Below are 14,588 nucleotides of genomic sequence, written 5' to 3' on the forward strand. Positions count from 1 at the left end.
AAGCAAGGAGCCACCACAATGGCCAACTTCACCATCGCCGACATCAAGGCACTGCGCGAGCAGCTCGGCACCGGAATGGTCGACACCAAGAAGGCGCTCGAAGAGGCTGACGGAGACGTCGCGAAGGCCACTGAGATCCTGCGCCTGAAGGGCGCCAAGGGCAACGCGAAGCGCGCCGACCGCTCGACGAGCGAGGGCCTGATCGCCGCTCGCGAGACCGAGAACGGCGTGACGCTGCTCGAGCTCGCCTGCGAGACCGACTTCGTCGCCAAGAACGAGCGCTTCATCGCTCTGGCCGACAAGGTTGCCGACGCGCTTGCCGCCGTCGGTGCCGACTCGCTGGAGGCTGCTCTCGCAGCTTCGTCAGGTGACCAGACCGTCGAGCAGCTGATCTCGGACGAGGCCGCCATCATCGGCGAGAAGGTCGAACTGCGTCGCGTCCGCACCCTGAAGGGTGACGCGTACTCGGTCTACCTGCACCGCACCAGCAAGGACCTGCCGCCGCAGATCGGTGTTGTCGTCGCCTACTCGGGTGACGACGCCGACACCGCGCGCAGCATTGCCCAGCACATCTCGTTCGCGAACCCCTCGTACCTCACGCGTGAGGACGTGCCGGCGGCCGACGTCGAGAAGGAGCGGGAGATCGTCACCGAGATTTCGCGCAACGAGGGCAAGCCCGAGGCTGCTCTGCCGAAGATCGTCGAGGGCCGCGTGACCGCTTACTTCAAGCAGGTCGCACTCCTCGAGCAGGACTACGCGAAGGACAACAAGCTGTCCGTGGCGCAGGTCGCGAAGGACGCCGGCATCGCCGTCACCGACTTCGCGCGCTTCAAGGTCGGCGCGTAACTTCCTTCAAGGGGGTTCGGATCCACACGATCCGAACCCCCTTATTCATGCCCATGAGGCGCTATCTTGAGACGGGATGAGAGGACACACCCCATGACTGAACGCACCGGACGCCGTCGCGTCCTTCTGAAGCTCTCCGGCGAGGCATTCGGCGGCGGACAGCTCGGCGTCAACCCCGACGTCGTAGGCCAGATCGCTCGCGACATCGCGGCGGCTGTCGATCGCGTCGAGGTCGCCATCGTCGTCGGCGGGGGCAACTTCTTCCGCGGTGCGGAGCTGAGCCAGCGTGGAATGGACCGCGGGCGCGCCGACTACATGGGCATGCTTGGGACCGTCATGAACGCACTCGCCCTGCAGGACTTCTTGGAGCAGGCAGGTGCGGCGACGCGCGTGCAGTCGGCGATCTCGATGACGCAGGTCGCTGAGTCGTACATTCCGCTGCGCGCGGAGCGCCACATGGAGAAGGGGCGTGTCGTCATCTTCGGCGCTGGCGCCGGCCTCCCGTACTTCTCGACCGACACCGTCGCGGCGCAGCGCGCGCTCGAGATCCGCGCTGATGAGGTGCTCGTCGCGAAGAACGGCGTCGACGCGATCTACACCGCGGACCCGCACAAGGACGCCAGTGCGGAGCGCATCGACCGCGTGACGTACCGCGATGCGCTGCAGCGCGGTCTCAAGGTGGTCGACTCGACCGCCTTCAGCCTGTGCATGGACAACAACATGGACATGCGCGTGTTCGGGATGGAGCCCGCGGGCAACGTCACCCGGGCACTGCTGGGCGAGCAGATCGGTACGCTCGTCACGTCCTGACGGTTCGTCGCTCGCGAATCGGCGCGCACGCGCCGGATAGAATTGCTGAAACCCCCGACCTAAGGAGCCCCCGTGATCGCGGATGTCCTCACTGATACCACTGCACGAATGACGCGCGCGGTCGACGCCGCCAAAGAGGACTTCGCCACGGTGCGCACCGGTCGTGCCAACCCGCAGCTGTTCCAGAAGCTGATGGTGGACTACTATGGCTCGCCGACGCCGATCGCGCAGCTCGCCTCGATGGCCAACCCCGAAGCGCGAACGCTCATCGTCACGCCGTACGACAAGAGCGCTCTCAAGGCGATCGAACAGGCTATCCGCGACATGCCGAACCTGGGTGCGAACCCGACCAACGACGGCAACATCGTTCGCGTGACGATGCCTGAGCTGACGGAGGAGCGCCGCAAGGAGTACGTCAAGCTCGTTCGCTCCAAGGGCGAGGATGCCAAGGTGCAGCTGCGCGGCATCCGCCGGAAGGCGAAGGACCAGCTTGATGCGCTCAAGGCCGAGGTGGGCGAGGATGAGATCGCGCGGGGTGAGAAAGAGCTGGATGCTCTCACCCGTCAGCACGTCGATGCCGTCGACGAGGCGCTCAAGCGCAAAGAGGCAGAGCTCCTCGAGGTCTGATCCATGCCTGGTGATAGCGACTCCGAGGAACGTCCGCTCACGCGGCGTGAAGCACGCATGAGCGAGCAGTCCTCGTCCCCGGAGGCCCCGGAGGCCGCTGCTTCGTCGGCGGAGGACACCGACACGCCGGTGCGCGGCACGAATCCGGTCGCGCCGGCGGCGGTGCCGCTCACCGACGCCGCCTTTCCGGCGTTCGACGCGAGCAGCGTGCCGCCCCGGCCGCCGATGCCTGATTCGACGACGCCGCGGCCCGGTGCCGACGAAGAGCACCACCACGATCACAACGTGATCCGTGACCAGTGGCGCGCGGCGCGGGATGAGATCGAGTCGCAGGTATCGCAGGCACGAGAGCAGTTCGACCAGGCGAACGAACGCATCAAGCAGCGCACGGGCCGCGATCTGATCGTGGCGATCCTCATCGGTGTTGCGATCGGCGCGGTGCTGCTTGCCTCACTGCTGTTCAACAAGGTGCTGTTCGTTCCGTTCGCGGTTGCGGCCGGCCTGCTGGCTACCTACGAGATCTCGCGCGCGCTGCGTGCGGGCGGACGACGGATCGACGTCGTCCCGCAACTGCTCGGTGGCGCAGCGATACTGCTCGTCGGATACTTCACGTCACTGTGGGTCAGTTGGGTCGTGCTGTTCGCTGCTATCGCGTTCGTCGCGGTCTGGCGAATGGTCGCACAGATGGTCGCGCAGGATGGCCGGACCTATGGCGACGTTCTCGCTGACGTGCTGGTGAGTGCGTTCGTGCAGGTGTACGTTCCGTTCCTCACGTCCATGGCCCTGATCCTGCTCAGTCGCGACAACGGCGAGTGGTGGGTGCTGTCCTTCGTGGCGATCGCCGTGGCGGCAGACACCTGCGCGTATGCGTCAGGGCTGGCGTTCGGCAAGCATCCGATGGCACCGCGCATCAGCCCGAAGAAGACCTGGGAGGGCTTCGCAGGGGCCGTGGCCGGTGCTCTGCTCGTCGGCGTGCTGATGTCGATCTTCGCACTCCACATGCCCTGGTGGGCAGGGCTCATCCTCGGCGGGTCGATCCTGCTGTCGGCGACGCTGGGAGATCTGGGCGAATCCATGCTCAAACGCGATCTCGGCATCAAGGACATGAGCTCCTGGTTGCCCGGTCACGGCGGAGTGCTCGACCGGTTGGACAGCCTGTTGCCTTCGACGGTCCCGGCTCTGGCGCTGTCGTTCCTGCTCGCACCGTGGATCGGAGCATGATGAGAGACGATGACGCTGTTTCGACGCCTACTGAGGAGGCGCCTGCGGCGTTCCCCCTGACGTCCGGCCGCACTCGGGGGTATCACCGCGCCGCGGTCGACACCTTTCTCGAGTCGGCGCGTGCCGCATTCGAGAGCGGACGGGCGGACTTCGGTGCTGCGGACGTGCGGTCGGCATCGTTCCCATTGGTGAAGCACGGCTATGTCGTCTCCGACGTCGATGCCGCTCTTGCCCGCGTGGAGGATGCGTTCGCTGCGCGATCGCGTGAGCGCACGGTGCACCAGAGCGGGGTCGATGCATGGGTCGCCGGCGCGCGTGAAGAAGCGCAGATCGTGCTCGACCGTCTCAGCCGCCCGGCGGGCCAGCGGTTCGCCCGTACCGGCTTCCTCACTTTCGGATACCGCATCGACGAGGTCGATCACGCGGCTGACCGGATCGCTGCTTTTCTGCGCGACGGCGACGCGCTGACCGTTGCGCAGGTGCGTGGCGCCGCGTTCCGCATGCAGCGCGGCGGTTATCGCGAGGAGCAGGTGGATGCTGTGCTTGATGCCACCATCGAGGTGATGCTCGCTGTCCGTTGACGCGTTCATCGATGATTCAGACAAGTGCGCATAGACTGGTGCCCATCGTGACTCCCGATAACCAATTGATCTCGAAGCGACCTGTATCGCAGCGGCCGAAGGCGTCCCGCCCTCAGCGGCGCCGTGGGAAGACGCTACTGGCAGGCCTCGCGGTCGTTGGGCTGTCCGCGGCGATGATCGCCCCGACAGGCATGGCGATGGCAGAGCCTCAGACGCAGGAGGCGCCGCTGACGGCGTTCTCGGTGGCCGCCGGTGAGACGCAGAGCATTGCGGTCAGTGCGGACGGCGCGAAGATCGAGGCGATGGTGCGCAGCGGCTTCGACGTGTATGTGAAGCCGAAGCCGAAGCCGAAGCCCGCCCCGGTTGCCGCATCCACCAGCGGTGGTGGAGGCGGAGGCGGCAGCGCCGCGCCGCCGCGCTACTCGGGCGGCGGTTCGAAGCAGGATTGGATGACGGCAGCGGGCATCGCGCAGTCCGACTGGGGATACGTCGACTACATCGTCTCGCGTGAGAGCGGATGGAACCCGAACGCGACCAACCCGTCTTCGGGGGCATGCGGTCTGGTGCAGGCGCTGCCGTGCAGCAAGGTGCCGGGGAACGGGTACAACCCGGTCGACAACCTCCGTTGGGGCAACGGCTATGCGACCGGGCGCTACGGTAGCTGGGCTGCGGCGTACGATTTCTGGACCCGCAACCACTGGTGGTAATCCACCGGCATGGCACGTTCACGCAAGAGAAGACCCGAGCGCTCTGACGCCGAGGACTCGTTCCAGCGCCTGTTGGCGGGTTGGAAGCGAACCGAGACCCGGCGAGGCCGCGAATGGGTCGTACAGCCCGTTTCCGCGGTACAGGCCGTCAAGGACTACACGTGTCCGGGATGCCACCGCGCGATCGTCCCGCAGACGGGGCATGTCGTGGTCTGGCGCGCGGACGGCGTTCTAGGTGAGACGGCTGACCTGGCGGCTCGACGGCACTGGCACACGCAGTGCTGGCGCATCGCTTGAGACTGGGCGCTAGCTGTACTTCCCCGTGAGGTTGTGTACACGGGCTGATGGGGTTTGGCCGCTGATGCCGGTGTGGGGTCTGTGGTGGTTGTAGTGATGTAGCCAGGCCGCGTAGGCGGCGGTCCGTTCCGCTTCGCTGGTGTAGGGCTTCGCGTAGGCCCATTCAGTGGCTAGGGTGCGGTTGAATCGCTCGACCTTCCCGTTGGTTTGCGGCCGGTAGGGCTTGGTCCACTTGTGCTTCACTGTGTCGCCCAGCGCTTCGGCGAATGCGTGTGATCGATAGCACGCGCCGTTGTCGGTCATCACGGCGGTGACGGTTACGCCGATACCGGCGAAGAACGCGTTCGCGCGAGTCCAGAACCCGGCCGCGGTTTCCTTGCGTTCGTCGTCAAGGATCTCCGAGTACGCCACCCGTGAGTGGTCGTCGACGGCATGGTGCAGGTAGCGGTAGCCGCGGGAGCCCGTCGCGCCGGCGCGTGCCGCTCGTCCTCTTACGACGCCGGCAGCTCGGTCGTGCATCGACCCCTTCCCATGGATACGCCAACCGCCACCGTCCGGGATCCGTCCCTGCTTCTTGATGTCCACATGCACCAACTGCCCCGGTGCAGCAACCTCATATCGCTTTGGCTTTGACCTACGCACCGGCAGCCCGGTGGCCTGATCGACGGTGGTCAGCTTCGGCATCCCATACCGGGCCAGTACCCGTCCGACCGTCGAGCGATGCAACCGCAGGTGATATGCGATCCGATGCGGCCCCCACCGACGCGTGAACCGCAACGCGACGATGCGCCGCTCCGTCTTGCGCGGCAACTGATTCGGGGACCTCCGCGGCTTCGAACTGCGATCCGTCAGCGGCAGCCCAGCCCGACACCGATCGACCCACCGTTTCGCTGTCGCCGGCGAGCACTGAAAACGCTCCGCAGCACGGCGAAGCGACCATCCATCACGAGTTATCAACAGGGCAAGACGCCGGCGCCCCTCAGGCGTCAACGGAGCATTAGCGTGAGTCATGGAGACCTCCGGTTTAGAGATGCGAGTGTGGTAACCCACATCCTTGCCGGAGGTCTTCTCTATGTCACGCGTTCACAACCTCCCGAGGAACTACAGCTAGCGGCTGTCCATCCGTGGGATGACGACCTGTCGGTAGATGATCAGAATGCTGGCCGCGACCGGGATGGCGATCAGTGCGCCCAGCAGACCGAGTAGTGCGCCGCCGGACAGCGCGGCGATCACCACGACGGCACCGGGCACGGATACGGCACGGCTCATGATGCGCGGTGCGATGAAGTACGCCTCGACCTGCATGTAGATCAGATAGTAGATGGCGGCCGCCAGTGCGGTGGCGGGGGAGCCCACCCCGGGCAGCAGGCACGCGAGCACGATGATTGTCGACCCGGTGAGCGTTCCCACGAGCGGGATCAGCGAGAAGAAGAACGCGATGACGGCGAGCACGGCGGTGAAGGGTGCGTCGATGATCGACAGATAGATCGCGCTGAGGATGCCGTTGATGACCCCGAGCGACACCTGGCCCATGACGTAGTGCCCGACGGAGTCAGTGATCTGATCGGCGATATCGATGAAGCGCTCACGCTTCGACGCCGGCACCAGCTGATACACCGAGCTCTTGAGCGACGGTGTCGACGCCGTCAGATAGATCGTCAGCACGAGCACGATGAAGGCGCCGAACAGTCCGGCCAGAACCGCTCCGCCGACGACGAGCACGCCCGCGCCGATGGTCTCGGTCCAGTCGGCGACAGTGCTCTGCCAGTCCTCGCGCTCCATCCAGTCGGTGACGTACGCGAAGACGTCGTCAACAGCGAGATTCGGGAATGTATCGGTCATCCACTGTTTCAGTGAGTCGATCGTGCGTTCACCGTTCTGTACGAGAGGCGTCATCTGCTCGACCAGCTGCGAGATCTGTTCGATCAGCACCGGCAGCACGATGAGAACCACGGCGGCGAAAATGCTCAGCACGGCGAGGATCGTCACGACGACGGCCGCCCAACGAGGCAGACCGCGCCGTTCGAGCATGCTGACGACCGGATCCAGGCCCAGGCTCAGGAACAGTGCGGTTCCGATGTAGAGGATCACCGTCGACAGCGTCTGCATGCTCGTCAGGATCAGAATGCCCAGCCCCACCCCGAGGGTCGCCACGAGCGCGGTGCGGAACGTGTTGTGGATCTTCATTGCTCTCCTGATCGCCGTGCAGAGAAGCCTAATCGCTCGCGTTCGGTACGACGCGCGACGGGCCGACCCAGACGTGTGCCCGTACCTCGTGGGCAACGCACAGGTGGTTTCGCTAAAATCGGAAGTCGAACGGAGACCATCGGCGAATGCCCGGGGTCACGTAAGGAGCTGATTCGTGCGTTTCGTATGGGCCGTCGTGGCCTTCGTGCTGGCCACGGTTCTCATCGGAGCCGGGATCGCCCAGGACACCATCTTCAAGGGGCCTTCTGCCGAGCAGATGGAGCTCAGTGTGAGCGAACCCGCTCCATTTGTGCTCGTCGATGCCGAAGTGCTCGCGTCCCGCGAAGGACTGCAGACGATGATCGTCACCGGCGAGGGTGACATCTTCGTCGCGTACGGACGCACCGCCGACATGGAGGCGTGGCTCTCGGATGCTGAGTACACTCACGTCGCGCTCACGGCGGAGGGTGAACCGGAGTCCACTGCCGTGGATGCGGCGCAGGAGCCTGCCGTCGGTGGGGAGACCGCTGGGCGTAGCCCGGTCGGCTCTGATCTCTGGCTGGATTCGTTCAGTGAGCAGGAGAAGCTGGTCACCGAACTGCAGCTCACCGAGGGACACAGTGTGCTCATCGCCCGTGACGGTGTGGAGCCGGCACCCGAGAACATCCTGATCTCCTGGCCGCTCGACAACAGCACTCCGATGGTCGGCCCGCTCATGACGGCCGGCGGCGCGTTGCTCGTCGTCGGTCTGGTGCTGTACATCCTCGCGATCCGGCACCAGCGGCGAGGTCGTGGCCCGCGCCGCAAGGGCGTCGGCCCTCTGCCCGAGACGCAGCCGATCAGCGTGGCTGATTCTGCAGCAGCGGCAGCGATCGATGGCGGCGTCCAGGCGCCGACAGACCCGTCACAGGGCAGCGACCGGGCCTCCGGTGGGGAACGCGCACAGCAGAGCCGTTCCGCCACCAAGCGGCGCCTTGCCATCGGTCTGCCCGCGCTGGTGATGACCGCTGTCCTTGCCACCGGGTGCACGGCGGACTCGTGGCCCGAGTTCGGCGCTGGCACGCCCACGCCCACACCCACACCGACGATCGTCACGCCCGAGGACCAGAAGCCGCCCGTGGTCAGCGAGAAGCAGGGCCAGCGGATCGTGTCTGAGATCGCAGCGACCGTCGCACAGGCGGATGCCGATCTCGATATCGATCTGGCTGAGACGCGCCTGAGCGGGCCGGCTTTGGAGAGCCGTCGCACCGAGTACGTGCTGCGCGACAAGATCGCTGAGCGTGAGGGGACATTGACGGCACCGCGCGACAAGGTGCGGATCCTGTTGCCCGAGGCTACGGACAGTTGGCCCCGCACGGTTCTGGTCCTGACAGCTTCGGAAGAGGACGACACGGTGCCTCCCGTGTTGCTGACCATGACGCAGGCCGACCCGTGGGCACCCTACAAGGTTGCCGAGATGGCCGACATGCCGGCCTCGTCGGAGTTCCCTGACGTCGCGCCGGCGTGGCTGGGTGCTACGCGTGTGCCCACCGAGTCGCCGTTCCTGTCGTTGCCGCCAGCGGAGCTGGCAGACGCTTTCGCCGACTACGTCGATGCCGGCGACAAGAGCGAGTACGCTGGCATGTTCGATGAGATGTCGCAGGCTCTCGCCCAGACCATCCGGGACAGTCGAGCCGCTGTGGTGCAGGGGCTGAAGGACAAGGATGCCGCAGAGACTTCCCAGGCCGCCTTCGATATGACCGGCTCGACCGATGAGCCGCTTTCGATGGCGACGCTGGACAGCGGCGCGGTGGTCGCCGTGAGTGTTCTCGACACCGAGCGGATCACGCCGACCAACAAGGACGCCGTGATCAGGATCGGCGACAATGAAGAGGCGAAGGTCTTGACCGGCGCTAAGGAATCGGCGAAGGGTTTCGAGACGACCTACGCGATCCAGCTGTTCTTCGCCGTTCCGGCACAGGGCTCGAATGAGCAGATCCGTCTGCTCGCGTACGACCAGGACCTCCTCAGCGTGAAGGTGATCAAGTGACCGAAATCTCTGCCGCGGCTCTCCGCGGAGCCGTCGACCTCTCTTCTCTGCGCGGACGTGACATGCAACCGGCGTCCGACGCCACAGCCGCCGCATCGGCGGCCGCCCCGGGCGTCGTCGTCGATGTCACCGACGCCGCGTTCGGCGAGATCCTCGAACTCTCGCGTACCGTTCCCGTGGTCGTCGATCTGTGGGCTGAATGGTGCGGCCCGTGCAAGCAGCTCAGCCCGATCATCGAGAAGGTGACCCGCGAGCAGAATGGTCGCGTCGTGCTCGCCAAGGTGGATGTCGATGCCAACCCGCAGATCGCGCAGGCGTTCCGTGCGCAGTCCATTCCGATGGTTGTGGCTCTGATCGGCGGGCAGCCGGTGCCGATGTTCACCGGCGCCGTCCCCGAGGAGCAGGTGCGCGAGGTCTTCGCTCGGCTGCTCGAAGTGGCCGCGCAGAATGGCGTGACCGGGAGCGTCCCCGCGGACGGCGCCGAGTCGGGCGAACAGGCCGTCGAGCCGGAAGAGGCGCCGTTGCCGCCGCTGCACGCAGAGGCATTCGAGGCCATTGAGGCCGGCGACTACCCGCGGGCGATCACCGCCTACGAGAAGGCGCTGGCGGAGAATCCGCGTGACGAGGAGGCCAAGGCCGGCCTCGGGCAGGTGCGTCTCCTCGACCGCGTCCAGGGACTGGACCTGCAGCAGGTGCGTGCGGCTGCTGCCGCCGCTCCGGCCGACGTCGACGCCCAGTTCGCGGTGGCCGATATGGACATCGCCGGGGGACACGTCGACGATGCGTTCGGTCGACTGCTCGACCTTTTCGTCGCATCCGATGGTGACGACCGACCGCGCGTGCGCGCACGCCTCGTCGAGCTGTTCGACCTGGTCGGACCCGCCGACCCGCGCGTGGCGTCCGCACGCACGCGCCTGGCATCGCTGCTCTTCTGAGGTCTGAGTCGAGCTGCGCTCCCCCGAGGAGCGCAGCTCGACTCATCACCACTGACTGGGCGTCGGCAGGTGCGGCTCGGGCTGATACCGGAACCACAGCGTCGAGAGCGCAGGAAGTGTGACCGTTGCGATAGCGGGCGCGTCATCGGCATCCTTGTGCGCCGAGATCATCCCGAGGTTGCCGGTGTCGCTGCCGCCGTACTCGGCGGCATCCGTGTTCATCACTTCCTGCCAGGCGCCAGGAACGGGCAGCGCGAGGCGGTAGCCGGTGCGGACCGCACCGGCGAAGTTGGTGACCACCGCGAGGCGTCCGCCGTGCGCATCCCGACGCTCGAACGCGATAACGCTGGGATCCCACGTCGGCGCACCCAGGCGCGAGAACGAGGTGCCGTCATTGTCGCGCTCCCACAGCGGCGACTGCGCACGGAACACCTCATTGAGCGCCCCGACGAAGTGCTGCAGCTGCCGGTGGGAGGGCTGATCCAGTAGCCACCAGTCGAGCTCGCGGTCGACCGACCATTCGGCGATCTGCCCGAACTCCTGTCCCATGAACAGCAGCTTCTTGCCGGGGTGCCCCCACATGAGGCCGAGGTAGGCTCGCACGTTCGCGAGCTTGTGCGCATGGTCGCCCGGCATCCGTGAGACGAGGCTTCCCTTGCCGTGCACGACCTCGTCATGGCTGATCGGCAGCATGTAGTTCTCACCGAAGGCGTAGACGAACGAGAAGGTGATCTCGCCTTCGTGGTGCGAGCGGTGCACCGGATCGCGCTGCATGTACTGCAGCGAGTCGTTCATCCAGCCCATGTTCCACTTGAAGCCGAAGCCCAGTCCGGCGTGGTCGGTGCGGGCGGTGACCCCGGGGAATGCCGTCGACTCCTCGGCGATCATCACCACGCCCTTGTGCAGTCGATAGGCGGTGGCGTTGACCTCTTGCAGAAAGCGGATCGCTTCAAGGTTCTCGCGACCGCCGTGCACGTTCGGTTCCCATTCACCGTCGTTGCGTGAGTAGTCCAGATACAGCATCGAGGCGACCGCGTCGACACGCAGACCGTCGACGTGGAACTCGCTGAGCCAATACAGCGCGTTCGCGACGAGGAAGTTGCGCACCTCGTTGCGTCCATAGTCGAAGATCAGTGTGCCCCAGTCCTGGTGCTCGCCACGTCGTGGGTCCGCGTGCTCGTACAGCGCGCGTCCGTCGAACTGAGCGAGGGCGAAGGCGTCCTTGGGAAAGTGCCCTGGCACCCAGTCCATGATCACACCGATGCCGGCCTGGTGCAGTTGGTCGATCAGGTAGCGCAGGTCATCGGGGGAGCCATAGCGGCTGGTTGCGGCGTAGTACCCGCTGACCTGGTAGCCCCAGGAACCGCCGAATGGATGCTCAGCCAGCGGCATGAACTCCACATGGGTGAAGCCGGTTGCCTGCACGTGCTCGATCAGAGGAGCGGCGGCGTCGCGGTAGCCGAGACCACCGCGCCACGAGCCGAGGTGCACCTCGTACACCGACATCGGCTGGGCGACCGCGTGCCGTGCCGCACGCCGGGTGAGCCAGGCGTGGTCGCCCCACTGGTAGGCACTCAGCGCGACGACGGATGCTGTTGCGGGCGGCAGCTCTGCCTGCTGAGCCATCGGATCGGCTTTGAGCACCCAGTCGCCGTCCGGCGTGAGGATCTCGTACTTGTACCGGCTGCCGACTCCGACGCCGGGGATGAACAGCTCCCAGATGCCGCTCGCCCCCATCGACCGCATGGCGTGGCCTTCACCGTTCCACTCGTTCCAGTCGCCGCACACGCGCACGGCCTGCGCGTTGGGCGCCCAGACGGCGAAGTCGACGCCGGTGTCACCGTCGAACACCCGCGGATGGGCGCCGAGCACCTCCCAGAGCCGTTCGTGGCGGCCTTCGGCGATCAGGTGCAGGTCGAGGTCGCCGATCGCCGGCAGGTGGCGATAGGGATCGCCGGCGAGGGCCTCGTCATGCCCGGCGTAGGTGGTGGCGATGCGGTACGGCACAGGCGGGCCTGGGTGGGTTCCCTCCCAGATGCCGTGCGCCGTGTGGCTGAGATCCATGCGATCTCCGTCGGCGAACACCACGGTGACCGATTCGGCGAGCGGCCGTCGGGTGCGGATCACCGTGCTGGTTCGCCCGACGGCGTCGGTCATCGGATGAGCGCCCAGCAGTCGATGCGGATCGTGGTGCGTGCCGCCGGCGGCCTTTCGCCACTCGTCGGAAACGGAGACGCTGTCGGTGTGACTCATGATCGCTCCTTCACCTTCAGGATGTGCACCGGCTCGGCGAAGGCGTCGAGCCGCACATAGTTGTGGTCGTTCCAGGTCCAGACCGCTCCGGTCAACAGGTCTTCGACCTCATAGTCGTCACCGGGCTCGATTCCCCAGATGCGGGTGTCGAGGTGCACGGTCGTCTCGCGCACCGAGTGTGGGTCGACGTTGGCGACGATGATCAGGGTGTCCGCGGTGCCGGTGCCGGTGAAAGCGGCATCCAGGTGCTTGGAGTAGACGAGCACGGCATCGTCGTCGCTCCAGTGCATCGACAGGTTGCGCAGCTGCCCGAGCGCCGGGTGCGCGTGACGGATCGCGTTGAGCCTGCGCAGCAGCGGCGCGAGTGACTCGCCGCGTTGTTCGGCGCCGTCCCAGTCGCGGAACTTGTATTCGTACTTCTCGTTGTCGATGTTCTCTTCAGAGCCGGGGCGCGCCACGTTCTCGATGAGCTCGTACCCGGCATACACGCCCCAGACGGGTCCTGCCGTTGCGGCGATGCATGCGCGGATGCGGTAGGCGGCGCGACCGCCGAACTGCAGGTATTCGGTCAGGATGTCGTGCGTGTTCACGAACAGGTTCGGGCGCATGTAGTCGCTGGTCTCGTGCGAGACCGAGGTGAGGAACTCCTCGAGCTCGGGCTTGGTGTTGCGCCAGGTGAAGTACGAGTAGCTCTGTTGGAACCCGATCGCGGCGAGCGCGCGCATGACCGCGGGGCGGGTGAACGCCTCGGCGAGGAAGATGACGTCGGGGTCGCGTCGGCCCACCTCGGCGATCAACCACTCCCAGAACTGCAGTGGCTTGGTGTGCGGGTTGTCGACGCGGAAGACCTTCACTCCGAGATCGACCCAGTGCATGACGACGCGCAGCATCTCGGCGTAGATCCCGGCGGGATCGTTGTCGAAGTTGAGCGGGTAGATGTCCTGGTACTTCTTCGGCGGGTTCTCGGCGTACGCGATCGTGCCGTCGGGAAGGGTCGTGAACCACTCGGGGTGCTCGGTGACCCAGGGGTGGTCGGGGGAGGCCTGCAGGGCAAGATCGAGGGCGACCTCGAGGCCGGCGGTGCGCGCCGCGCGCACGAATGCCCGGAAGTCCTTCTCGGTGCCAAGGTCGGGGTGGATCGCGTCGTGTCCGCCGTCGGCTGAGCCGATGGCGTACGGTGATCCGGGGTCGCCCGGCTCTGTGGTGAGCGTGTTGTTGCGCCCCTTGCGGTTGGTCGTGCCGATCGGGTGGATCGGCACGAGGTAGATGACGTCGAATCCCATGTCGGCGACGGCGGGCAGCCGCTTGGCGGCCGTGCGCAGGGTGCCGCTGCGTACCGATCCGTCCTTGCGGCGCACAGCGCCTTCAGAGCGGGGGAAGAACTCGTACCACGCGCTGACGCCCGCGAGCTCGCGGTCGACGCGAAGCGTCAGCCACTCGGTGTGCGATCCGAGCGACGCGTGCGGTCGGGCGGCGAACGCGGATGCCAGTCGCTGGTCGATCGCCGCGGCGTGCAGGGCGTCGGCATCCGCTGTGGAGAGGGCGCGAGCGGCCTTCTTCAGCATCCGGCGTTCGGCGTCGGGACGGTCGGTCTCGGATGCCGCAGCGGTGAGCAGCGCGGTGCCCAGCTGGCTCATCACGGTGACGTCGATGCCCGCCTCGGCCTTGACGGCGGCGTCGTGCGCCCAGGTCGCGAAGTCGTCGGCGAAGGACTCGAAGCGATACTGCCAGTCGCCCTGTCGGTCCAGGGCGATCCGGGTTCGCCAGCGGTCGGTCCCATCGGCCAACGCCGTCAGCCGGTGCAGCGTCTCGTTGCCGGCAGGATCGGTCAACCGCAGGTGCACGCCAATCCGGTCGTGCCCTTCGCGGAAGGCGACCACATCGAACGGCACCACCTCGCCCACGAAGGCCTTGGCCGGGTGACCGTGGGGCACGCGCGGTGCGGGGTCGAACAGGGGCAGTCGGCCGACCGTGCCGCCGATCACCGGAGTGTCGACCGCAGGGCGTGCGGGGATGAGTGCGGGGCTTCTCAGCCCCGCGGATTCTTGAGCCGTCGGTGCCGCCACACTGAGAATGTACCGCGCTCCGGGGCGGG

At 66.4% G+C, this 14,588-nt stretch carries 13 protein-coding genes; 9 read left to right on the forward strand and 4 right to left on the reverse strand.

Translation table 11 applies throughout. The annotated features are described in order from the left end of the window. Window positions 1–18: 18 nt before the first annotated feature. The 7 genes from tsf (at window position 19) to PTQ19_RS06825 (ending at window position 5,089) form a co-directional block, all read left to right on the forward strand. Window positions 19–846: a translation elongation factor Ts gene (gene tsf / locus PTQ19_RS06795; RefSeq protein WP_274368905.1), complete on the forward strand. Its 828-nt coding sequence runs from the start codon at window positions 19–21 to the stop codon at window positions 844–846. Window positions 847–939: 93 nt separating this feature from the next. After that, on the forward strand, window positions 940–1,656 hold the full coding sequence (gene pyrH, locus PTQ19_RS06800) for a UMP kinase (RefSeq protein ID WP_179410966.1): 717 nt from the start codon (window positions 940–942) through the stop codon (window positions 1,654–1,656). Between the two features lie 72 nt (window positions 1,657–1,728). Further along, window positions 1,729–2,283, forward strand: a complete 555-nt coding sequence (gene frr, locus PTQ19_RS06805; RefSeq protein WP_179410965.1) for a ribosome recycling factor — start codon at window positions 1,729–1,731, stop codon at window positions 2,281–2,283. A 57-nt stretch (window positions 2,284–2,340) separates the two neighbouring features. Next, window positions 2,341–3,504 (forward strand): phosphatidate cytidylyltransferase, encoded by a 1,164-nt coding sequence (locus PTQ19_RS06810; RefSeq protein ID WP_274368906.1) that lies wholly within the window; start codon window positions 2,341–2,343, stop codon window positions 3,502–3,504. Then, complete coding sequence (locus tag PTQ19_RS06815; RefSeq protein ID WP_242519424.1) at window positions 3,501–4,085, forward strand: DivIVA domain-containing protein; 585 nt, start codon at window positions 3,501–3,503, stop codon at window positions 4,083–4,085. Before PTQ19_RS06810 ends, PTQ19_RS06815 begins: the two co-directional genes overlap by 4 nt. A gap of 197 nt (window positions 4,086–4,282) precedes the next feature. After that, the gene (locus PTQ19_RS06820; RefSeq protein ID WP_206824283.1) at window positions 4,283–4,792 is read left to right on the forward strand and encodes a transglycosylase SLT domain-containing protein; all 510 of its coding nucleotides are present in this window, start codon (window positions 4,283–4,285) and stop codon (window positions 4,790–4,792) included. A gap of 9 nt (window positions 4,793–4,801) precedes the next feature. Beyond that, window positions 4,802–5,089: a hypothetical protein gene (locus PTQ19_RS06825; RefSeq protein WP_274368907.1), complete on the forward strand. Its 288-nt coding sequence runs from the start codon at window positions 4,802–4,804 to the stop codon at window positions 5,087–5,089. Window positions 5,090–5,098: 9 nt separating this feature from the next. Here the strand turns inward: PTQ19_RS06825 and PTQ19_RS06830 are convergent, their stop codons facing one another. Then, the gene (locus PTQ19_RS06830) at window positions 5,099–6,100 is read right to left on the reverse strand and encodes an IS481 family transposase (RefSeq protein ID WP_274369046.1); all 1,002 of its coding nucleotides are present in this window, start codon (window positions 6,098–6,100) and stop codon (window positions 5,099–5,101) included. A gap of 96 nt (window positions 6,101–6,196) precedes the next feature. After that, window positions 6,197–7,276 carry an AI-2E family transporter gene (locus PTQ19_RS06835; RefSeq protein WP_179410964.1) on the reverse strand — a complete coding sequence of 360 codons (1,080 nt, stop codon included), beginning with the start codon at window positions 7,274–7,276 and terminating at the stop codon, window positions 6,197–6,199. Window positions 7,277–7,451: 175 nt separating this feature from the next. Here PTQ19_RS06835 and PTQ19_RS06840 point away from each other — a divergent pair, with 175 nt between their 5' ends. Together PTQ19_RS06840 and PTQ19_RS06845 are read left to right on the forward strand one after the other, a co-directional pair. Then, on the forward strand, window positions 7,452–9,305 hold the full coding sequence (locus PTQ19_RS06840) for a glycosyl transferase (RefSeq protein ID WP_274368908.1): 1,854 nt from the start codon (window positions 7,452–7,454) through the stop codon (window positions 9,303–9,305). 62 nt (window positions 9,306–9,367) lie between these two features. Next, complete coding sequence (locus PTQ19_RS06845; RefSeq protein ID WP_425313205.1) at window positions 9,368–10,240, forward strand: tetratricopeptide repeat protein; 873 nt, start codon at window positions 9,368–9,370, stop codon at window positions 10,238–10,240. A 45-nt stretch (window positions 10,241–10,285) separates the two neighbouring features. Here the strand turns inward: PTQ19_RS06845 and glgB are convergent, their stop codons facing one another. After that, a complete protein-coding gene (glgB, locus tag PTQ19_RS06850; RefSeq protein ID WP_274368910.1) occupies window positions 10,286–12,493 on the reverse strand; it encodes a 1,4-alpha-glucan branching protein GlgB in 2,208 nt (735 codons plus the stop codon). Then, the gene (locus PTQ19_RS06855; RefSeq protein ID WP_274368911.1) at window positions 12,490–14,559 is read right to left on the reverse strand and encodes an alpha-1,4-glucan--maltose-1-phosphate maltosyltransferase; all 2,070 of its coding nucleotides are present in this window, start codon (window positions 14,557–14,559) and stop codon (window positions 12,490–12,492) included. The genes glgB and PTQ19_RS06855 overlap by 4 nt, the downstream gene beginning before the upstream one ends. Window positions 14,560–14,588: the final 29 nt, after the last annotated feature.

The organism is Microbacterium esteraromaticum (assembly GCF_028747645.1).
Lineage (GTDB): Bacteria > Actinomycetota > Actinomycetes > Actinomycetales > Microbacteriaceae > Microbacterium > Microbacterium esteraromaticum_C.